This window comes from Aliiglaciecola lipolytica E3 (assembly GCF_000314975.1).
Lineage (GTDB): Bacteria > Pseudomonadota > Gammaproteobacteria > Enterobacterales > Alteromonadaceae > Aliiglaciecola > Aliiglaciecola lipolytica.
The window spans coordinates 55201-78020 of the sequence record NZ_BAEN01000018.1 but is presented as its reverse complement, the minus strand read 5'-3'; the positions used below and the strand labels follow the sequence as shown (position 1 = coordinate 78020).

16 protein-coding genes are annotated in these 22820 nt (G+C 37.7%); all 16 read left to right on the top strand.

Translation table 11 applies throughout. From position 1 onward, the window contains the following. Positions 1 to 129: 129 nt before the first annotated feature. Complete coding sequence (rfbD, locus tag GLIP_RS03510) at positions 130 to 1014, top strand: dTDP-4-dehydrorhamnose reductase (protein ID WP_008843190.1); 885 nt, start codon at positions 130 to 132, stop codon at positions 1012 to 1014. Then, positions 1011 to 2093, top strand: coding sequence for a dTDP-glucose 4,6-dehydratase (gene rfbB, locus GLIP_RS03505; protein WP_008843189.1), 1083 nt, complete (start codon positions 1011 to 1013; stop codon positions 2091 to 2093). The genes rfbD and rfbB overlap by 4 nt, the downstream gene beginning before the upstream one ends. Before the next feature lie 157 nt (positions 2094 to 2250). After that, the gene (locus tag GLIP_RS03500) at positions 2251 to 3936 is read left to right on the top strand and encodes a coiled-coil domain-containing protein (protein ID WP_008843188.1); all 1686 of its coding nucleotides are present in this window, start codon (positions 2251 to 2253) and stop codon (positions 3934 to 3936) included. 4 nt (positions 3937 to 3940) lie between these two features. After that, complete coding sequence (locus GLIP_RS03495) at positions 3941 to 5791, top strand: coiled-coil domain-containing protein (RefSeq protein ID WP_008843187.1); 1851 nt, start codon at positions 3941 to 3943, stop codon at positions 5789 to 5791. A 10-nt stretch (positions 5792 to 5801) separates the two neighbouring features. Beyond that, complete coding sequence (locus tag GLIP_RS03490; protein WP_008843186.1) at positions 5802 to 6746, top strand: sulfotransferase family protein; 945 nt, start codon at positions 5802 to 5804, stop codon at positions 6744 to 6746. After that, the gene (locus GLIP_RS03485; RefSeq protein ID WP_008843185.1) at positions 6747 to 8786 is read left to right on the top strand and encodes an exostosin domain-containing protein; all 2040 of its coding nucleotides are present in this window, start codon (positions 6747 to 6749) and stop codon (positions 8784 to 8786) included. Beyond that, a complete protein-coding gene (locus GLIP_RS03480; protein WP_008843184.1) occupies positions 8787 to 9743 on the top strand; it encodes a glycosyltransferase in 957 nt (318 codons plus the stop codon). Beyond that, positions 9740 to 10459 (top strand): hypothetical protein, encoded by a 720-nt coding sequence (locus GLIP_RS03475; RefSeq protein ID WP_008843183.1) that lies wholly within the window; start codon positions 9740 to 9742, stop codon positions 10457 to 10459. The genes GLIP_RS03480 and GLIP_RS03475 overlap by 4 nt, the downstream gene beginning before the upstream one ends. A 33-nt stretch (positions 10460 to 10492) precedes the next feature. Next, entirely contained in the window at positions 10493 to 11155 is a 663-nt protein-coding gene (locus GLIP_RS03470) for a sulfotransferase family 2 domain-containing protein (RefSeq protein WP_008843182.1), read from the top strand. Next, the gene (locus GLIP_RS03465) at positions 11156 to 11914 is read left to right on the top strand and encodes a hypothetical protein (RefSeq protein ID WP_008843181.1); all 759 of its coding nucleotides are present in this window, start codon (positions 11156 to 11158) and stop codon (positions 11912 to 11914) included. A gap of 11 nt (positions 11915 to 11925) precedes the next feature. Further along, positions 11926 to 12549 carry a hypothetical protein gene (locus GLIP_RS03460; protein ID WP_008843180.1) on the top strand — a complete coding sequence of 208 codons (624 nt, stop codon included), beginning with the start codon at positions 11926 to 11928 and terminating at the stop codon, positions 12547 to 12549. A 944-nt stretch (positions 12550 to 13493) separates the two neighbouring features. Then, the gene (locus GLIP_RS03455) at positions 13494 to 15569 is read left to right on the top strand and encodes a glycosyltransferase family A protein (protein ID WP_008843179.1); all 2076 of its coding nucleotides are present in this window, start codon (positions 13494 to 13496) and stop codon (positions 15567 to 15569) included. A gap of 40 nt (positions 15570 to 15609) precedes the next feature. After that, positions 15610 to 16878 (top strand): UDP-N-acetyl-D-mannosamine dehydrogenase, encoded by a 1269-nt coding sequence (wecC, locus tag GLIP_RS03450; protein WP_008843178.1) that lies wholly within the window; start codon positions 15610 to 15612, stop codon positions 16876 to 16878. A 10-nt stretch (positions 16879 to 16888) separates the two neighbouring features. Then, entirely contained in the window at positions 16889 to 18511 is a 1623-nt protein-coding gene (locus GLIP_RS03445) for an O-fucosyltransferase family protein (protein ID WP_008843177.1), read from the top strand. A gap of 23 nt (positions 18512 to 18534) precedes the next feature. Continuing rightward, positions 18535 to 20823, top strand: coding sequence for a CgeB family protein (locus tag GLIP_RS21270; RefSeq protein WP_008843176.1), 2289 nt, complete (start codon positions 18535 to 18537; stop codon positions 20821 to 20823). An 8-nt stretch (positions 20824 to 20831) separates the two neighbouring features. After that, the gene (locus GLIP_RS03435; protein WP_008843175.1) at positions 20832 to 22799 is read left to right on the top strand and encodes a glycosyltransferase; all 1968 of its coding nucleotides are present in this window, start codon (positions 20832 to 20834) and stop codon (positions 22797 to 22799) included. Positions 22800 to 22820 lie beyond the last annotated feature (21 nt).

Below are 22820 nucleotides of genomic sequence, written 5' to 3'. Positions count from 1 at the left end.
GATTGGTATTGAATGGCCCCTGATTAATGGCGAAAAACCGAGCCTCTCTGCAAAAGATCAAGATGGCTTGGATTTTATTTCAGCGCCAACGTTTAAATAACGCGTTGCAGATTAATGGATGATTTTTAAATGACAATCATTGTAATCGGCAAAAGTGGTCAGTTAGCTCAAGAATTAAAGCTATTAGATAATAGTGTGCTTTGTTTAGGCCGCCGCGATATCGATATAACCAGCGCAGAAAACGTTAACTCAGTACTCAGCAAACATAATGTCACTGGCATTATAAACGCATCTGCTTACACCGCAGTAGATAAAGCCGAATCAGAACAAGAGCAGGCTTTTAGTATCAATGCTACGGGTGTTTCTAATTTAGCCCAATATGCAAGTCTAAAAAATGTGCCTTTAATGCATGTATCTACCGATTACGTGTTCTCTGGCGATAAAGGCTCACCTTATAAAACTGACGATGTCAAAGCACCTATCGGTGTTTATGGGGCGAGTAAGTTAGCCGGAGAACAAGCAATAGAACAATATGCGCCAAAACAAGGTTGTATTATTCGCACTAGTTGGGTGTATTCGGAGTTTGGTCATAACTTCGTGAAGACTATGCTAAGAATGATGGCTGAAAAACCGCAATTGTCAATTATTGACGATCAAATTGGTTCACCCACTTCCGCTTCAGCCCTGGCGAAAGCCTGTATGTATGCAGCAATTAACAAAGTGACCGGACCTCATCATTTTACGGATGCAGGCGTGTGCAGTTGGTATGACTTTGCATTGGAAATACAAGAATATGGAATAGCTTTTGGATTATTGGATAAATCTATTGAGATTAAACCAATCCCGACAAGTGCTTATGCGACCGCCGCTAAAAGACCAAGTTATAGTGTGCTAGACAAAGCCACTCTTCAGACTGCCTTTGATGGATTGCAACCAAAACATTGGCGTGAAGAGTTGCGAACGGTTATTCAACAACTAGCCGCGCAAAAAACAACTAATAGATATCAAACATGAAAAAAAATAATGCGTTACTGGTAACAGGAGGTGCTGGGTTTATCGGTGCCAATTTTGTTTTGTATTGGATGCTGAACAATCCAAATGACAAAGTCATCGTATTGGATGCGCTGACATATGCAGGTAATCGAGAGAACTTAGCCTCGCTAAAGGAAAATCAGAATTTTGTGTTTGTAGAAGGGAATATTTGTGACACTAGCTTAGTTGAATCTCTATTACAAAAACATCAAATTGATACTATCGTGCATTTTGCAGCTGAGTCACATGTAGACCGCTCCATAACAGGACCTGACGCCTTTATCGAAACGAACATTATAGGTACTTATAGCTTACTGAAAGCGGCGAAGAAAATTTGGATTGATCAGCCTGTAGAATTCGGTAATGCACCTATTAAACATCGCTTCCACCATGTCAGCACAGATGAAGTCTATGGCACGCTAGAACCTAATGATCCGGCTTTTACAGAAGATACACCCTATGCCCCTAATTCACCCTACTCAGCAAGTAAGGCTGCTAGTGATCATTTAGTTCGTGCTTATCATCATACCTATGGTTTAGAAGTTACTACCAGCAATTGCTCAAATAATTATGGTCCTTATCATTTCCCTGAAAAGCTGATACCGCTAATCATAACCAACATTTTGAATGATAAACCTTTACCTGTTTTTGGTGATGGACAGCAAATACGTGACTGGTTATATGTTGAAGATCATGCAAGGGGGATTGAACTTGTGCTCAAAAACGGCCGCATTGGCGAAAACTACAATATTGGCGGTCACAACGAATGGGCTAATATTGATATTGTGAAGTTAGTTTGCGAAAAAATGAATCAGGCATTTCGTGATAATTCTAAGCTTAAAAAACAATACCCTTTGGCGGCCAAAGCGATTGGCGGAAAAGCACAAGATTTAATTACGTATGTTACAGACAGAGCAGGGCACGACAGGCGATATGCGATTGACGCTACGAAAACCAATAAAGAGTTAAACTATGCGCCTAAAGAGTCGTTTGAGTCGGGGATTGAGAGAACGATAGAGTGGTATTTGAGCAATATGGCTTGGTGGAAAGTGCTTATCTGACTACAAAGTCGATTAAGTCTCAAATATTCGTTTGTATTGATGCAATAGGAAAGTAGTTTAGGTATTATTTGGGGTTTAATTTTATGAGGCTGTGGCCTAAATATCTTAAAACTTAAAAAGGCTGCTTAAAGCTAGCAAGCAAAATAGGAAATATACATTGAAAGTCATCGTTGCTATTGGTAATTCAGAGCTTTGGGAACAATTTGCATTGTCTCAGGCAGATAATGTCCAATCTCTAAACCAATTAAGCGGTGAGGGTGGTAAAGGGTCACAAGTTTGTGTTGTTGAGGCGCTAGAAGATGCCCAGCAACTGGTCAGAACGGGAATCCAGCTATCAAACTTCTCTGTCGTTATTTTTTATCAACAGGCCGAACACTATATTGCTTCGAATATTCAACGAGGTTTGACTCTCGAAGAGGCTTCTGCATTATGGATAAAAAAAACAAAGAGCGTTTTGCAGTTTTATAAACAAAATCGACGCAGTGTTAAGCTGGTTAACTTTGAACTGTGTATTGCTTTTCAAACTGACGCACTTAGTATTCTAAAAAAATTCGAGATTCCTTTGCAATTCACTATTGATATTGACTTGAAAAAGGATTTTGAGCATCTCTTATCCTGCCAATTTGTTAGACAAGAAAAAGACCTTTTAGATTTAAACGCAAGGCTCGCAGCTAGCAGTATTCCAATAACTGAGAGTACCGAAGTTGACATGGATTGCGAAAGTCTTCTATCGGCCAAATCCAAACGAGCAAGTGAAGAAAAAGCGACAAATGAGATAGTAGAAAAATTATCTTTGCAGCTTAAAGGTACAGAAGAATCGCTTTCTGCTCTAAAACGAGATAGGGAACGTGTAAACCTGGTGTCCACTGAGTTTCATAATGAATTAAGCTTGCAAAAAGACTGTTTTGCTCAACAAAAAAAACATTTTGAGCATGAATTAGAACTGAACGAATTGCAAATGTTATGCTTACAGGAGGAATATGAGGAGGTACGCGACCAATTAGTAAAAGAAATGCGTAATAAAGTAAGTGTTGAGAATAGTACGCAGCATAAAATTAGCAAACTTAATTCTCAGCTTATTGAAGCAAACCATGAAATCGAATTGTATCTACTTCATATTGCACAAGTTCAGGAGGAGTTGGAAAGTTTAGAATTGAAGAACATGGATTTGGTTAATATGAGTCTAGAACTACAGCAAACTCTTGAAAACACTGATTTATCATTCAAGCGTACTCAACTGGATCTGGAAAAATTAAACCGTGAACTTACAAACCATCAGAAGTGCAATAGCACATTAGAAGATCAGCTTGCAAAGCTTCGTATTGAAAAATCACAACTATTGCGGCGCAAAGAACTAGAACTAACAAAACTTAATATCACTAATGAAAAGTTATTAATCGAAAATTCTTCTATTAAACATAAACTAGTACAAGTTGATGCTGAATTGGATCAGATCAGAACCTCTGTGTTTTGGAAGACGGCAGAGCCTGTTCGCAAATTAGTCAAAGCGGTCGGAAATATAGACAAGAAAAAAGCTAAGCTGCAACGCGATATTGGTCTTTTACTTACATCGGAGTATTTTGATGCCCAGTGGTATCTTGAAACCTATCCGGATGTAGCAGCGTCAGATATAAATCCGGCAGAACATTACTTAAAGTTTGGGGCAAACGAAGGACGCTTCCCTAGTCCGCAGTTTGATGGAAATTGGTACTTGAAAAGATATCCTGATGTGGCTGAGCAGTCAATTAACCCCCTAATTCACTATATTAAGTTTGGTTTAAGTGAAGGACGCAGCGCATCGCCTAAGATGCTAACAATGCAAAATGACCGTTCAAAAGGTTAACAGTATGAGTGATTCAAAACGTCTTGTTTGGTTTGGCGCAGGTGAAGCGGCATTACCTAAGTTTGAACTATCAGAGTTTACGTACGTGAAATTTGTAGAAGGCGACAAGGATGCTTGCAAAGTTTTAAAAAAACGGTTTGAGAGTCAAAAAAAAGTTGATGTTTTACACCATGTTGTTTCAGAAAGTGGAGGTGATGTAGAATTTCATATCGCATCTCTTCCAGAGTTTTCCGCGTTATCACCATTTAATCAGTTAACAGAGCTTTTCCCAGGTATTAGTGTAAAAGAGGTGATGAAAACACAAAGTATCACGTTTGATGATGCCTCAAATTTGCTCGCAGGTAACGAAAATAATATTACCGTAGTGTGTGATTTACTCGACAAGAATGGGCCGTTGATTGACTCATTAATTCGAAACAGTGCGTGGCAGTATGTCTGCCAATTGTATATACCTATACCAAGTTTGGCTCTATACGCTGGCGAAAGCGACAGTGATACATTAATAAAACAGCTCAAAGAACAGGGGTTTGTAATTGAAAGTGTTGATTCAACAGATCCGGACATCCCAGTTGCTCATTTGATCCGCAACCCTCTTTGGTGTGAGTTAAATCAATTAAAGAGTTATGTTTCCAAGGTAGAGCAAGATCATAACGAAAAGGTTGAAGCTCTTGAAAAAACTCTTAGTGAATCGAGGGGGCAAATCGAAAATATAACAATTGAGAGCAGCAGAGCACAAAAGAATGACAAGGAAGCGTATGAGAAAAAGTTAAACGAGCTTAATGAGTCACAAAAAGTGTTGAGCAAGGAATTGGAAGTGGCAAAACATAAAAGTGCAGAGTTTTATAGCACTAATGAAAGATTGCTTACTGACTTCAATGATGCAAAAAAAGAGCTTACCAATTTAGAAAAAACAAAAAATAATTTAGAGATTGAAAAATCTGAACTGGAGAAGCGTAATAAACACGCGGTAGCCGAACGAGATGCGTTGGCGAATGAACTGAGGTCGATGCAAACCGAGTTTTCTGAACAAAAAGAACTTTTTTCAATAGAGAACCAGCAAAACACTAAGAAATTAGAAACGTTAGCATTAGAGAAGCAAGCGCTAGAAAATAGGTTTAAAGCGCTTGAAGATGACTACAATACAAGTACCTCCAAGCTTGAAGATTTACATACATTGCTCAAAGTAACTGAGACGAAACACGCATCCTATAACAATGAAGCCGCCAAGAAGTTAGAAACTGTGTTGAAAGAACTTGCCTCAGCAAAAACTGCAAAGAAAAATCTCGAAGATGAGCGTGATCGGAGATTAGCAGATTCGGAGCTCAAAGAGGAAACTTTAAAAAATAAAGTTACTGAGTTGGAAGCAAATATTGCAAAGTTAGCAAAAACGTTACAAGTTTCAAAAGAAAAGCAGGAAATATGCGAGCAAAGCATGACAAATAGTGAGGCCGAGCATGCTAAAGAAGTAAAACGTTTAATAAGCGAACTTGAAATTTGCACTAAACAAAAAGAAGAACAAACTCACTGGCATCAAGAAAGTAAAAAATGGGTAGAAGATCTGAAGCGTAAAATCATTACACTGGAAAAGTCGTTAGAAGATCGCCAGAGATCAAGCGATATGGCATTGATGCTTCAAACAAAAGCCCAAGCCGATCTTGACCACCTAAGAGTTGAATATAAAGAATTATTCAAAAGTAAAGAGCAACTAATCAAACTTCTAACCGAGACAAAGTTTGGTTTACTTCAAGCCCAAGATCTTTATCGCAAACTTGAGCTAGAGCATCCGGAGTGGTTGAGTGTAAACAACACTAGCTCAGAAAATTCTCAGGTCCAATCCAGCAACTCAAAAACATAGGTTGCAGAGTATGACTTTTAAGCTGGACAAGACAAAAACTTCGATTAATCAAGCTCTCAAGGTTATAGCTGAATACGAAAAAGTTCACGGAGAGATTGATATTAGTGGCAATCACCAAAGCAACTTAAATAAACTAACGTCGATACAGTCTGATTCACAATTTAATTCTCGAAAATGTTCGATGACAAAGCCTACACTTCGAATCATTCATCATTTTGCGTGTAGTGGCGGTACTCTAATTTCTAAATGTATATCGGCTTTACCAAATACTTTTTTATTAAGTGAGACACATCCACTGTCGATGAACCACATTAGTGGGAAACCTAAGTATTTGCCTTCAGACGTCACTACCTTAGCTCGTTATGCAAAAGTTCCCGACGTTGAGGCTCTCGCGAAACACTTATTTGCAAATAACATCAAAGACACAGAGAGGTTTGTGCGTGAGCAGGGAGGTCTATTAGTCTTACGAGAACATTCTCATATTGATTTTTGCGTTGGAACAACGATTAATGATTCTGGAGTAGTATTTGACTGCTTAAAAGAAATTTTTGATGTTAAAAACCTTGTGACGGTTCGACATCCAATCGATGCATACATCTCTTTAGTTTCAAATGATTGGGTGCAGTTTAGCCCTGCTACCTTTGATGAGTATTGCTTTCGTATGCTTAGGTTTCTTGACATTTATTCATATTGTACTGTGTTAAAGTACGAAGACTTTGTATCTGATCCTGATAAACACATGCGCTTAATATGCAGCGAGCTAGAGTTAACCTTCGACAGTTCCTATCGAAGCACTTTTAGTTCTAGTCTAGTTACCGGTGATAGTGGTCGTTCTGGAAATGTTATTGAAGAGCGCGAACGCCGACCGATTGAACCCGATTTGGCGAAAGAAATTAAAACCTCAAAAAACTTTAAAATTTTAGTGAAAAGACTTAAATATAGTAAGGACATTTAAGTGATAAATGTATTTTTTCCATATTACCAGTGCGGTGACGCCGCTAGACAAGCAGAAATAGAGCTATGTTTAGCTGAGAATATAAAAAACAGTAGTATTAACAGGCTATTTGTTCTTATTGATGATGAATCTACTATAAATGTGGAAAATGATAAGGTTACAGCTTTATATCTTGATAAGCGCCCTACGTATAGGAAATGGATAGAACTGACACGAGAGTTAAACTTGGATGGTGTTTCAGTACTGTGTAATTCGGATATTTATTTCGACCAAACAATAAATATATTCAAACAACTTCTAATAAAAGATAAGCGATTTGTTGCATTGAGTCGATGGGAAGTGAAAGGTAACAACGTTGAGCTCCATCCTAACCCACATTGGTCCCAGGATGTTTGGGCTATGTCCTGCGACAGTGACTTGTCTCCTGATTTTATGAGACTACTGGATTTTCCGATGGGCGTACCAAGATGTGATAATAAAATAACTTATTTATTCGGGATCTTGGGGTGGGATGTCTTTAACCCTTGTAAACAGGTTAAAAGTTATCACGTCCATGAAACGGAAATGCGTACTTACAAGAAGAAATTGGATGATAGAATTTTAGGTGGTGTAGCATACCCTCATCCAGGCAGTGAATTAGATGTGCCAGCACAATTAGAGTTTGATGTATATGTAAAGATCAAAAAAAATATTAAGGGAATTAAAATCAATGACTCTCTAGAAAAATGGCGCAAACAACACGACCAAGAGAACAATATAGTAGAATCAAAGTCTTCAAGTCTGGTGAGTTTTGAAAAAGCCCAAATAGAACAAACTGTTAAAGCTCTTAAATTCGGGAAGTCTATACTCAAGCGTAATGCAAACTTTGAAGTGTTCGAGATAGACGACACTCTTTTTTTCAAAAACGGTTATAATTTAAGCCAAACAATTAAACTAGCAAATGCTGTAAACTTTGAGCATATAGAACTTGGGGCATTACTTGCGTATGGCGTTATTCCGCCCGTTATCGATACTTACGTAGACCAGATATCATTGAAAGCTAAAAATAAAGAAGACTTAAATTTTTGGCAGTATCCTTGTGCAACTGAAAAGCAGGCTTATGAAAACCATTTGTCAATTAATCATGGTGAACATATAGATTTTACTTCCAACGAAATAAACGTTTATGTGCCTTTGCCCTGGGCAACTTATGTTGATAGAAAACTGTTTCCTCAAACTTATTTAGCTCGGCTAAAGAGATTGATTTGCGAATATCGTGATATTGCAAAAACTGCAAGTTTGACTCTTAAAGTCCATTCTGTATGCCAGCACATTCATTGGATTAGAATTTTGGAGACAGCAAGAGATATTGGAATAACCGATTTACATTTATCCCACAAAAACTCTAAAAGTGAGGAAACTCAACGCAATTTAGGCTTCGCTTTTAATCTGCATGGGTGGACTTTAATTGCTGTAAACTATATTACTCCAGAACGTAGCGAAGGGATGGAGAGAAAGCCACCTGAAGATAAAAAGTTACTTGCATCTTTCATTGGTGCTCATATGCCTCACTATATTGACGATAGTCGTATAAAGTTATTTGAAGCAGCAAAACAAAGTGGAAGAGATGATGTTTTTGTCGACCTTGGTAACGAGTGGCATTTCAATAAATTGGTTTATGAAGAGCAGGTGTTGAGTAGAGAAATTGCCTCTCATCACATAGATGAGCATCATCAAAAGACATTTCGCTACAACTCTATATTATCAGATTCGAAGTTTTCTTTATGCCCCATTGGAGCTGGTCCAAATACTTTAAGACTATGGGAGTCGATAGCAGTCGGGAGTATTCCTGTCTTGTTTTCAAAAGATTTAGGTATTTACGAAAGAAAATTTTTCAATGATATTGATATCCTCAGTCATTGCATTGTTTGGGAAGGAAAAATTGATGATGAGCTTTTCAAATATTTAGCTGCGTTTAATAGTGATAAATTGAAAGAGATGAGTACTCATTTGATACATGCTTATGAATATCATGAAAAATTAGTAAGTTGGAGCTTATAAATGTACAAGTCAGTTTATGTTTGGCCCAATCCAGCCTTCCCATTTAGGGTTTTCTACGAAAGTGAAAAAGTTAGGATATTCATCATCGAAAATTTGCAACACAATTACGAGTGGATTGAACACTATCACAAATACTTTAAACCAACCGACTACTTTTTCGTAATCCTTGGTTCTCATTGGTCCAAGTATTTATTAGACAATGCTTTAGATATGTTTGAACATTTGGGATTAAATTTTGATAATTTCTATATTTTATATAACGATGAAAGGGATAAACAGCTTTTCTCAAATGCTGGTTTCTATGGAGATATAATTAATCAAAATTGTTGGTTAGATTACAATAAAGATATGTGTGTCTTACCAAACACAGAAAAAAAATATAAAGCGATATATGTTGGGAGAATGATTCCAGTTAAACGCCATTTTCTTGCAAGCAAAGTTGATAGATTAGCTCTTGTTGCTGGAATTCTGTATGGAAATAATAAGGAGGTCCAAGCACCAAATCATATATATAGAAACGAAGCTCCATTGACTCCCCATGAGGTTGCGCAGAAAGTTAATCAATCTAGTTGCGGTCTCATACTTTCTGAAAAAGAAGGAGCTTGCTTCGCATCTAGTGAATATCTGTTGTGTGGTGTTCCTGTAGTATCTACAAAGTCAGAAGGTGGAAGAGATTTTTGGTATGACGAATACAATTCTATAGTTTGTTCGGATAATGAAGATGAAATTGCAAGTGCAGTTGAATATTTCTGTGAAAATCCTAGAGATCCGGAAGTAATTAGAGGAAATCACATTAGTAAAGCTAACTATCTGCGATCTATTTTTGTAACGAAAATAGCGGAGATTTTTAATAGACATGGCGTGTTCGAAGACAACCCGCTGGATTACTTTACAGCAAATTATTTTCATAAAATGAGACTTTCGCATAAACCCAACTTTGAGGAGATTTTTAAGTGAAGTTAAGCAGCTTAACGGAATTAAGTGGAAGGGCTAATTATCACCTTATTGTTGGGGATTGCGCTACAAATCATATTCCTAATTATGTTTCCCTAAGTAGTGATATTTATTCAAGACAAATACAGGGTGGGATAGGGTGCGAAAACGAATTTGACAATTTGACAAATGCCAGAGGCATTCTTTTGTTTGTCAGTTGGGCAAACGCTATAGCAGTCATTGAAAATGAAAGCCAAGTAGAAACGAGAATTAAAAGTCATCTACTTGTTGTTGAAAAACTAAGTCAAATGAATTTTCCAGTTTTGATGATAGATAGACATGGATTTTTAGATAGATATTGTAGTAACGAAATTCTCCAAGGTCGTGAATCTCTGAGTTATCCTGAGGCACTAAGAGTTGGGTGGAGGCCTCAGAGTGCTTTTGAGCAAATGAAACGTCGCCTAATGTATCGAGATGCAATTCGTCAAAGTATTGGTAGGAATATAAGCTATTTTGATCTCTATGATTATTTAGGGACAAGTACGTATCGGCATGAGAGTGGTGAATGCAAAAATAATTTGGTTAATGTCGCTCCTTGGCACTACGATGTGCCAAGTTATGAATACGGAGCGAAAGTTTATAAAGCTTTTGTTGATAAGAAAGATTATGTCTCACTTATTGAAAATTGGGAACTGGGCGTATTGGATATTAAAACATTAGTAAGTAAAACTAATATCTAGTTATAAGCTAGTTATCAATAAGTTTAAAAAAATATGCAAAAAGATACGTCAACACCATTCGCTTTTATTCATGTCCCAAAGTGTGCCGGAACTTCATTAAGATCAGTTTTTTTTGATTGGTATGGAGCTGGAGTTATCCCGCATTATTACCATGAACCAACAGGTGGTGCACCGAAACCTATTACTTTAGATTATGCAATTAAGCACTTAAAAGAACATGGAAGCTGTTGCATATTTGGACATTTTAATTGTCTTCGAGGGTTTGGTGTGAGGCATAACATTTCTTTTGTGGAAATGTTTTTTACAATTTTAAGAGAACCATTCTCTCAATTTGTTTCTGAATTCAAGTATAAAGCTGCCCGATCTCGAACACAATTGAACTTCGAATCCTACTTGCAAGAATGTTCACCAAACTACCTAAATCATTTTCCTAATATAGTGTCCTTTGAAAATTATAAAGAAGAGATAGAGAAATTCGAATTTATAGGAATTTATGAATATTTTGAAGAAAGCGTTGAATTCATGTCTCGTTTACTCGGTAAAGAAGCACCAGGTAAAATGCTGAAAAGACAAAATGTTGGCCCTTCTGATTCTTTTGACTACAGCAAGTATAGGTTGGAGTTTGAAGAATTAAATAGTTTGGAATGCGAAGCGTACAATTATGCAAGAAAAATATTTGAAGAAAAGGTTTTGTAGATGAAGGCAATTATTCTGTCGTACGATAAACAAGTTGGGCTAGCCCAACTTGTAGTAAAAACCTACCTCGATTTGGGAGTTAAATGTTTAGACTTCTTAGTGCCAATAAATCATGTGCACACTAAGAGGAAATTTGAATTTGCAAGTAACATCAAATGCATACTCAGTAAATGTGACATTCTAAGCAGCATGGAGTCAACTTTAGCACAGTGTGATGACGATGAGTGGATCTATTGGGCTATTGACGATAGATTCCCTACACATATTGATTTGTCTTCTTTTGACTGCATTTACAAAGCTATCGACCGGGGTGATTTTGATTTCGCTAACGGGGTTAAACTGATTAATTGGCGTGAAAAGTTAACTGGTAAAAAAGTGAACGTTGAAGGAATGTCATTCTCGCTTCAAGAAAGTACTTCAATGTTCGGCTTTTGGCATCATCAGTTTTTGCGAGCGAAAGTATTAAAAGATACCTTTTTTACATGCAATGAAGAGTCATATAATGATATTCGGATGATTAATAATTCACAACATAGTAAAAAGTCTTTAAGTTTTTTAGAAAACATATATGTTTCAGACCGGAATATAGTTGAACTTGAAGAACCGTTGTGGGATGGCAAGTTAACAAGAAATGGTGTAGAAGCATTGTTACGATTCGATTGCTCAGTTCCAGAATACCAAGTGGTCGAGAGTCGACTGGGGTTTAAAGACTTTGATGAACAGCTCAAGCTTAACCCGAAAAGACCGAAATTCTTTTAAGGAGAGGACATGTGCAGCAAATAGTAGTCAACTCCTTTGGGGGCTGCGGGTCAAAACATTTAACAAAGGCAATCAGTCGCTCTACTGGCAATTACTCGTTAGAGAAGATTCATTTGCATGAGAGGTTTCCGAGCAACCTAAAGAACAAAAAAATAGCTAAGATGGTTTTTCTTTATGCCGATCCATATTCGGTAATAAAATCTTTTTTCTGGAGACAGCAGGTAAAATCTGAAAGACATGGATTTAATAGCAAAAGCGGAAAAGGGATTCAGACTTGGCCCTTCCAGCACTGTAAAAACATAGATGGTGTTTTTGGATCTTTAAATCCGGATTGGACGATCAAAGAATTTTTAGAGCATGGAGAAGACTTATTTAAGTTAGAAGAATTTTTAGATAATTGGCTTGAAGCAAGTGTTAAATTTCCAATCATGTTTTTGCGTTATGACTCAATGTGGGATCATATTGATGAAGTTTCGCGTTTTCTGGACATTGATACGACACTGGCTTTGGGACAGAAATTTTGTAGGACAAGCGAAAAAATGCCTCTGAACGATAAGCAACAAGCTGAGTTCGAAAGAATTTACGAAACACTGTCAGAAAAGGTTAGCTCCTTGGAAGATGTTTTTTATAAGTAAATGCTAATATTAATCACTATTTTGCTATAGAACTACTGATACCATCCTAATCAGAAAGCTGAATCATCAATTGAGTCTTGCATGTTTAAACGTTGGTTGCTCTAGGAGGGGGAAACTCATTCCAGAGATTATAATAAATAGGTAATATTGGGTTCAATGTTATGAGCGGCTGCGGGAAGCTCGATGTTTTGCATAGTCATATCCAAGAGAAGGTGATATGAAATTCCTTTCAAAAGAACTAACGTAACGTTTTTTTAAGTTCGCATTCATTTAATACCCTTTTGATAGACTAATTTCTCGATTTTTTAACAAGCATAAATCTTTATTTTCATCTGAGAATATTTGATGATATCAATACAGATATTATTCGTAATATACAAATTGGCAGGTGTTAAAAAATTATCGTTTTGGATTCTTCCTGTATTTAGCTGGAACTGGCTGAAAATGTACTATTGATTGAATCGACCAGACTTTACTAGACAGATTAGAATGTTATAGCCTGCTGTAAGACTTATGTATTTGCCGTGAGTCCATATAAAAAATCGTGTGAATTCAATAACCGATTACACGGTCTTAATTATCGAAGTGTACTAAATACCAATCTGTATGGGCTGATTGATAATTTCCGTTCTAAAAAATTCTTATCATTCCGGCACTATTAGACGAATTCCATAAATTCAAAGCCGATGGTAGGGGAGTTCGACAGTTTTGAGCTTGAAGTTGAGGTTTAAACGTTAAAAATATTTAATGCCTAAAAGAGTGTGGATAGTTTTATACAAGGTTAAAACAGTGTTAGAGGATGAAAGCTTACGATTGTTTTGATAATCTCGTCAGAAGTGAGCGCTTTAAGCGGTTAAATTGGCTTCAGAAACCTAAAAAGATCATGGTTTGATTAAAACAACTTTTAATTCGTTGTGCCTTAAAAGAAAAAAGGAGTACTAAGGTTGACAGTCGGCGGAAAAGAAAAACACATTGTTGTCATATTAAGTTCTAACTTAGTATGCGATAACGTCGCTAATGACTATCTGGTAAGGCTTAGTAAAGGGCGAAACACCTCTTTTGTGCTCGTGGCCAGTAAACCTAAACAGCTATTGTCATTGTACCCTGTTTTGTCGCAGGGAAAGTTTGATCATTTAGTCGTCAACGGTGATAGTCGTTATCTTGTTTACGATGCTGTAAATTATTGTCGCCGTCTAAGTAGCGGGTTAGTTCACATTTATTATATCAACCGCAACGAAGAATTAACGTCTTTTTATAGCTGCGAAGCGTTCGGTGGCTCAATAAAAGGCCAAAACTCAGTTTCTGTCGAAGTTGACAAGCTTAAATTACTATCTGAATCTGTACTGTTAAGCTTTGAACGTTTGAAAGCTGCTTTAGAGGGTAAACTTATCCCTAAACTTAAACTAGATACTGATGACCAATGTTCTGCGTTTACCACACAAAATTGTATTAGACGCCTAGGTAACTTAGAGACCTTAAAACAAAGCTCTCTAGCTCTTGGAGAATATCAGGCTAACCAATATTCCAATTGGTGTATATTAGACGATGTTTCAGTTCCCCAGTTAAGTTCTGACAAGCTATCAATTCGCTGGCCATATTATTCTGATACGGGCAATCAGGATTGTATGTTATTTGACTTGCAGCCTGTTGCAGAACATCCTTTGGTTTATGCAAGTAGTTGCTTCGATGTTAATTCCTTACCACGAATTCGTTTACCTCGATTTATTATGGTAGGTCGAAAAGTTCCAAAGCTTAATTTTAATCAATTGAAAAACAAGCCACCAGCGATTTTTGTGATGTCCAGTTACAATAAAGAGCAGTATATTCTGGCAGCGATTTGGTCTGTATTAATGCAGACTTACGAGAATGTAAGAGTCGAAGTGGTTGACGACAATTCCTCCGATAATTCAATTGGGCAAATAAAGTTACTGCTTAGTTTACTGCCTAGTTTGGCAAAGTATGTCGGTTTTCATCAGTGTACCGATAACAAAGGGACTTATGCTATTCGTAATCAGGTTATTGCGGCACTGGAACCGAACAGTATATATTATGTCAACGATGCAGATGATATCAGTAGCGCTCAGAGAGCAAAGCTACAAGCTACATTATTAAGTGTTCCAGATGTTAAAGCGAATATTGGCAATATTGTCAGAGTGGATTCAAACTATCGCCTGCTCTGCTTTGATGATCACATTGAACATTACGGTTCTGCTTCACTTTGTTCGACAAAATCGGTACACGAAGATATCGGTTACTACCAAAGTCTAAAACGTGGTGCCGATACTGAGTTTATTAACAGAATTACGCGTGCGTGGGGAGCGAACGCTTTTTATTGGTTTCATTACCCTTTGCTTTTTCAAACATTTGGGAAAAGCAACTTAACTGAAGATATCTATCAGTTAATAAATAATCAACTATTAGAGAACATAGTTCCTAGAAAGTTGCTGAAAGAATGTTTTGATAAGTTTCATGAGCAAACAACTGTTGAGCAAATGGCTACATTGACCCCAAGTAATAGATGCCTATTGCCTAGCCACTATAAAGAACTAACTGATGAGTTTTTTGTTGATAAGCAGCGAGTTGAGTGGGCTGATTTACTTGAAGTTCAATTCGAGTTGACACCTATTGATTTATTGAAGTCAAAGAAAGAGCAAGGGTTTGCCTATATAGCTGGTGGTAATGCAGAATCGGATTTTGTTCTAGAAAGTGGCCTTGAAGAATCTCAACATGATTATATCTTCCTCTCTAACTTTTTTGACCCAAAGAAGATCATTCCTAAAACTGATGTTCATCCTCATGTGTACTTCGAAAGTAGAGGTAATCTTGGTATATCTTTCGTGCTAGTGTATCAAGACGCTAAGGGTGAGCAAATTTCTCATCAATTTTTTTGGGCAAACCACAAAATGCCTGTTAAAATGCCGGCCGCCTGCGAATCCATTAAACTTGGTTTTCGACTGCAAGGAGCAGGAAGCGTAGAGGTTAAAAGGATTTGTTTCACAACACTGCAAAAACCTGAATAATTATTAATATTTCTTCTTCAAAAAATTCTATAGGGATAAAATGACGTTTACCAAATTATCTGTAATCGGACTTGGTTATATTGGACTGCCTACCGCAGCTGTCTTCGCTTCACGCAAATTGAACGTAGTGGGGGTTGATGTAAACCCGCAAACAGTCGATATTATTAACGAAGGTGGCATTCACATCGTAGAGCCCGATTTAGATATGGTTGTGCATGCAGCTGTAAACGAAGGATACTTGCGCGCCACCCTTACACCAGAAGAGTCAGATGCCTATATTCTCGCTGTTCCTACCCCATTTAAAGACAACCATTCAGCGGATTTGAGTTATATTGAGTCAGCAGCCAAAGCGATAGCGCCTGTTTTGAAATCTGGAAACTTAGTGATTTTAGAATCTACTTCGCCTGTTGGTGCAACCGAAAAAATGGCCGATTGGTTGGCTATTGCACGCCCTGATTTAACGTTTCCTCAACAGGTGGGCGAACAGTCAGATATTCGCATCGCCCATTGTCCTGAGCGAGTGTTACCTGGCCATGTTTTACGTGAGTTAGTAGAAAATGACCGTGTTATCGGTGGTATGACACCAAAATGCTCAGAAGCGGCTATTTCCCTGTATAAGTGTTTTGTTCAAGGTGATTGCGTTGTGACCAATGCGAGAACGGCAGAAATGGCAAAATTAACCGAAAATAGCTTCCGAGACGTGAACATTGCCTTTGCTAACGAATTATCGATGATTTGTGACGACCTAGACATCAATGTGTGGGAGTTGATAGCGCTTGCTAATCGTCATCCTCGCGTCAATATACTGCAACCTGGCGCTGGGGTTGGGGGGCATTGTATTGCTGTTGATCCGTGGTTTATTGTGGATAGTGCCCCAGATAAAGCGAAAATTATCAAGACCGCTCGTGAAGTCAATGACAGTAAGCCTGAATGGGTTCTAGAAAAAATTACTGAAGCATTAAATGAGTGGCATAAAGCAAACCCTACTAAAAGCCGTAGTGAGTCCACCGTGGCTATCTTTGGTGTCGCTTTTAAACCAGACATCGACGATTTAAGAGAAAGTCCAGCCCTTGAGATTGCTAAAAAAGTGAGTGCACTGGGGTGTCAAACCTATGTTGTTGAGCCCAATATCGACCAACTACCTGAGTCACTTGAGAAAGACAATGTGAGCTTGGTTGATATCGAGAAAGGGCTGACTGCCAATGTCGTGGGCATTCTTGTTAAGCATAAAACCTTTAATGGATATGTGGACGCCTTGAAGGATGTGACGTTAGTGGATGCGGTTGGATTAACTAACCTTAATTTTTAGGAAAAACAATTTGTCTTTATTCAATATCTCATTTCTAAGCGACTTTTACTCTAGTTCGTCTAGTAAATGGGAAAAGTATAAAAAAGGGTTGCCTACAGACGGTTCTGTTGACCCAAAGCGATACTCTGTGCATACCGAAAAGGAAAATGCGCCCTTTGTATGTTTCAATTTTCCGGTGTCTGTACGTGTAAAACAAATCGATTTACATTGTCGACAGGAATATATTCAAAACTCATTGCCAATAAATATCCAATTATTGATAGATGATGAGTGGCAAAGCGTCCACAAAATAGAGAAATCCACAGATTCAAATAGTGTATCTTTCACCAACTCAGTCGCCACCAAGTCAATTCGCGTTGTAGCTGATGCCTTTACCACCCTAGATTTTTCTTCGTTAAACGTTTTTGCCGATAAAGATGAATTCTTAGAAGATTGGCAGCGTTTAGCGTTGCAGTCCAGTGGTATGGTATTTTCACATACCGATTTTTACGGACTCGGAGGTAAACTTTCAGTTGTCGCTACGGCGCTTGGGTACATTGGCAATGAAGCTAATCAGAAAAATGCGCTGGTAGATGCCTCTTTGGCAAAGGTGTTATCTTTTCCGGCATCTTTGTTTGAAGATGGACATGTTAATCCACAGCAACGACAGTTTATCAATACGTTTGCCCCCACAACACTGAGGGATTTCATTTTTGAAAGAAAGTATGTGCATGAAAGGAATATCGCACAACATATTCCCGAGTTATCTGGGCAGAACGAATCAAGGAAGTTTAGTTTTTTCTCACGTAATGCGTTGGAGCAATTTACCAATTCAGATGAGAGTTTTCATGAAACTAAGCAGCGACTGTACAAAAGAATGCTCCCTTCTCAAGGCGTCTTAAAGTCTAAAGATGAGATTTTGGCCAAGTATCAATTTGATGGGAAAAATGCCATTGGATTGCATATAAGGCACGGGAACGGCGAGCTTTACTTTAAAGAATTTGAAAATTTTAATCGTTGGGGAGTCAAACCTCCCGATTTTGAAGAAATAAGTAAAGCGATAAATTCAATGCTAAATGAATACGCCAATATCGATACAGTGGTAATTGGCTCTGATTCACTGATCACGAAAACGTTAGTTGAAAAAACGTTATCAAGAAAAGTAAATGTACTGTTTATTAGTGACAATATTCAAGATGTGGGGTGTGGGTGTAACCACAACGACTATGTTTTTGACACTACGGTTAAACGAAAAGAAATTGATCGTGATCTAGAAGACACTATTGCGTTGTCAGAAATTTTAGTTTTAAGCGAATGTCACTATCTAGTCGGTGGTTCGTCCTTTTTCTACGACGCGGCAATTGGATTCAGCAATACCAAAAGCCAGAATATTATCCAGCTTAACAATAAAGATAGGTATACCGACCTAGCTAAATCTTACAAAGTCGTTAACTCACAAAATTACGCTAATATTTATACTAGTTTGAAAAAAGCTGACGTGCTTTTAGATGGGCTATTTGTAAACGAAGTTCAAGGTGAATTTACACTCCACTTTTTTGATAAGTTGATATGTCCACTCAAAACTTGCGATGCCGTGGGTTTTCTAGAAATGAATAAAATAAAAAAGACATTAGTAGCTGTTCGCGGTTATTAAACAGTGTTTTCTGAGGGAATTTAATGAGTTTTAAAGGTCTACTACGACGACTTAAGTCCGTCTTTACAGTGAATAGAAAGAAACCGTCGGTTTGGGTTGAAAAATTAGTTAATGAAGGATGTTTTGATTCGCAATGGTATTTGAAGCGTTACCCTGAAGTGGCTAACAAAAGTAAATGGAAGCGGAATCCTGTTTTACACTTTCTAGAGGTCGGTGGAAAGCAAGGTTATTCTCCTGCAGCCTGGTTCGATAGTGAATGGTATTTAAAATATAACGATGATGTGAAACGTGCAGGTGTGAATCCCGTTTTACATTATATCTCTCATGGAGCTCAAGAAGGACGAAAACGCCAAAGCGAGCTCACCTTAGTACCTGATATTGAACCCTTTCAGTTTGCTAATGTTTCAGAAGAGGGTCTTGAATTTTCAATGCCAGTTATCGGCAGGGTGCGTCAATTTCAATTCTCAATTTTATTTCAACAAATTGATAAGTTACAAGAAAACGCTCGCTGCGGAATTTTGATGCTAGAAAGCTTCGATAGCAACGGCAAATTGATAAACAAAGGAATTGATGGCTTACATTGGTCAGAACATTTAAAAACTTGGTATCGTTATTTAGTTCAAAAAAGCATTGAAAATATTACGTCTGACGTATTCACAGTTGTACTGCCAGATAATGTTGCAATGTGTAAAGTTACATTTAAGCCTTGGAGCAACGCCAAATTGGCTATCCGCAATACGATTATGCTTCGCTCACAGATTAATTATCAAAGTGGGGTGTTACAAAAAACTTTAGGCAAGCCAAAGGTAAGTAAAAATCGTGATCTTGTTGATGCATCTACCATTAAAGTGGCGCTAATCGCCGATGAGTTTTCATACAATAGTTTTAAAGATGAATTTCAACCGGTTGTTCTTGAACCCGATAATTGGCGTGCACAATTTGAAAATGAAGCCCCTGAGTTATTCTTTTGCGAATCTGCATGGTCGGGTATTGATTCTGTCAAACGCCCTTGGAAAGGGAAGATTTACGCTAGCACCAATTTTGCTAAAGAAAACCGCACAATACTGTTAGATATCATTAAATATTGTAACGAAAAAGCAATACCCACCATTTTCTGGAATAAAGAAGATCCCACGCATTTTACTGATAGGATTCATGACTTTGTAAAAACAGCGTCACTTTTTGATTATGTATTTACTTCAGCAGCAGAATGCGTTGAAGGCTACAAATCGGAATACGGCCTAAATAACGTTTTTGCATTACCTTTCGCAACCAATCCTAAATTATTCAATCCGATGACGAGTGTTGAAAGGTCCAATAGAATTGTATTTGCCGGTAGTTGGTATGCCAATCATATTGAACGCAGTGAAGTGATGGAGCTTATTTTAGATTCGCTAATCAGTAACGGATTCACCCCTGAAATTTATGATAGATACTATGGTGATACCGATCCGTTGCACATATGGCCAGATAAATACTTGCCTTACATCAATCCAGGTCAACCTCATGACCAAATGCCGATCGTTTATAAATCGTCATATTATGGTTTGAACTTCAATACGGTGACAGAATCTAGCACTATGTTTGCGCGTCGCGTGTTTGAATTGATGTCTTCTAATACGTTAGTCATCTCAAATTATTCCAAAGGTGTAGATGAAATGTTCGGTGATTTGGTGATCTTTGCAGATAAAGATCCGGAACGTTTGACGACCATGACACCTGATGATTTGACACTGTTAAGAGAAAAAGCATTAACGAAGGTTTTAAGTGAACATACTTATAAACAACGTTGGCGTTATATCTTAAACAACATCGGCTATAAAGTTGCAGAAGAAGACAACAGCGTAACCTTGATTGCAAAAGTATCTACTATCGATGAAGCTAAAGATGCCGTGCGATATTACGAGCAACGATTTGCAAGGGATAACAACTATTCATTGCTGATTCTGGTTTCTAGCCAAGTTCCTGATTTAGACGTTCCTGGTTACTATCAGGAGTTCAATCGTTTTGGTATTAGTGTTACCTCAGAAAGTTTCATACAAAAACATGCTCAAGAGGGTTTATTTGACCCCATTAAGAGCCGCTATTTTGCATTATTTTCCTCACAAAACGTACCAAGTGCTGATTGGTTAAACAAAATGTTATTACATGCAAGCTATCTTGATACCGATTTGATTACGACAGCACATGTTGAACCTTATCAGCTTACCTCGGTGGGTGTTGACGATATTATCGCGGGTCATAAAGACTTATTTTTAGCATCGTTAAAAACACAAACGGACGGTGAAAGCCTTTCCGCCTATACAGTTTAGGAAATCAAATGGAAATCTCAGTAATTATTCCATGCTACAACGCATTAGGTAAAATTGAGCGGTGCTTAACATCTCTTCGAAAAATGGATATCCCGAACGAGCGTTTTGAAATCGTTTTTGTGGATGATTGTTCTACCGATGGTACGTATGATTATTTGACGTTAGAGGCTCAAAGCCAATCTAATTGGCGTGTATTGCAGTTGGACAAAAATAGCGGTTCACCTTCTAAACCTCGAAATCACGGAACCAATGCAGCTCTGGGTGATTATATATTTTTCCTAGATTGTGATGATGAAATTTTACCTGATACACTCTCAGATTTCTTAGCATTCGCATTAGAAAAGGATGCTTGTATCGTAAGAGGTTACCTGATCGCAGATGATGGCAATCATCAAGTGGAAATGAATAAAATTTCCAACTGGAGCGCAGGTTTAACGAAAAAGGAACGCATCGAACTCATTATAGGCAAGCAAAGCACAATTCCTTGTAGTTTAATTAAACGCTCAGTTATTGTAGATAATAATATTCGTTGGTCTGAAGATATCCGAATGGGGGAGGATAGCTGTTTTCTAGCTGATGTGTTGATCGCCGCGGACAAAATTGAATATTTTTCCCATCCTACCTATATCTATAATAAAAAATCATCTTTCACGGCATCAAGCACACAAACGTACGGTGCTTTAGAGCTCGAAAACCATTTATTCGTGTGGAATTACCTATATGGCGTTTTGGCAAAAGTCGGAATAGATTATTTCACTTTAAGATTAAAAATAGGCCTGCAGACTGCACTGAAAAGTCTGATCTATCATAATAAATATGATGTCACAGAACCACTTTTTGAAAAATTATCGCAGTTTTTTATAGAAAATCAGAAGACAATACATTCGTTTAATTTTAATCAACGTATTGAGGCGCTTAAGAGCATCATAATGGCTGGAGATTACTCAGCGTTTTGTCATGCATGCAAACCAAGGTTGCTCATTGCAGGATATGATCTTAAATTTATTCTGCCGGTAGTTGACCACTTGTCTCAGTTTTATGATGTGAAAATTGATGAGTGGCCGGGTCACAATCATCATAATGAAGCGGAAAGTGAAAAGTTACTTGCATGGGCAGATTACATTTGGTGTGAATGGCTACTTGGAAATGCCGTTTGGTATTCACAGCGTAAAAAACCTCATCAAAAGTTAGTTGTGAGAATGCATCGTTTTGAGTTAGGGCGAGAATTTGGTGACCAAATCAATGTACATAATATTGATGCAGTAGTATCAGTTTCATTGCTGTTCTTCGAACGGTTGCTTGAACGCTTTCCGAATATTCCGCGTGCTAAATCTCGGTTAATTCACAATTATGTTGATATTAGCGGGTATGATAAATCCACAGCCGATGATAGACGTTTCAACATTGGATTGATTGGTATTGTTCCCTACAGAAAAGGGCTTCACCATGGTATTCAAATTCTCCAGCAGCTTAAACAACATGACAGTCGATATCGGTTAAAAATATTTGGTAAAAGTCCACAAGATATTCCATGGTTGCAAAAGCATGCAGATGAAATGGAGTATTACGCAAAATGTGACGCTATGATTGCGGAGCATAACTTGACCGATTCAGTTGAATATTTAGGGTTTTGCAACATCAAAAAAGCGCTAGCTGAAAATGAAGTGGGTTTTGTGCTGTCAGTCAGTGAGAATACGAAAGGTTTTCCTGGGCCTGAAAGTTTCCATTTAGCAATTGCTGACGGATTTGCTGCCGGTGCTGTTAGTTTAATTCTCAATTGGAATGGTTGTGAATATATTTATTCAGATGATTTTATTAAGGATTCTGTAGAGCAAATAACGCAAAGCATTCTTTCCTTACCTGAACAGCCCACACAATATAGTTTGGCGAGCAATGCAGGCGAAGAACTTATGCATGATAAATATTCAACAGATGAGTTTGTGCGTAGATTTGTACAGACCTTCAATGAAATTTAACTAGGTTGTTTCGGGTTAACT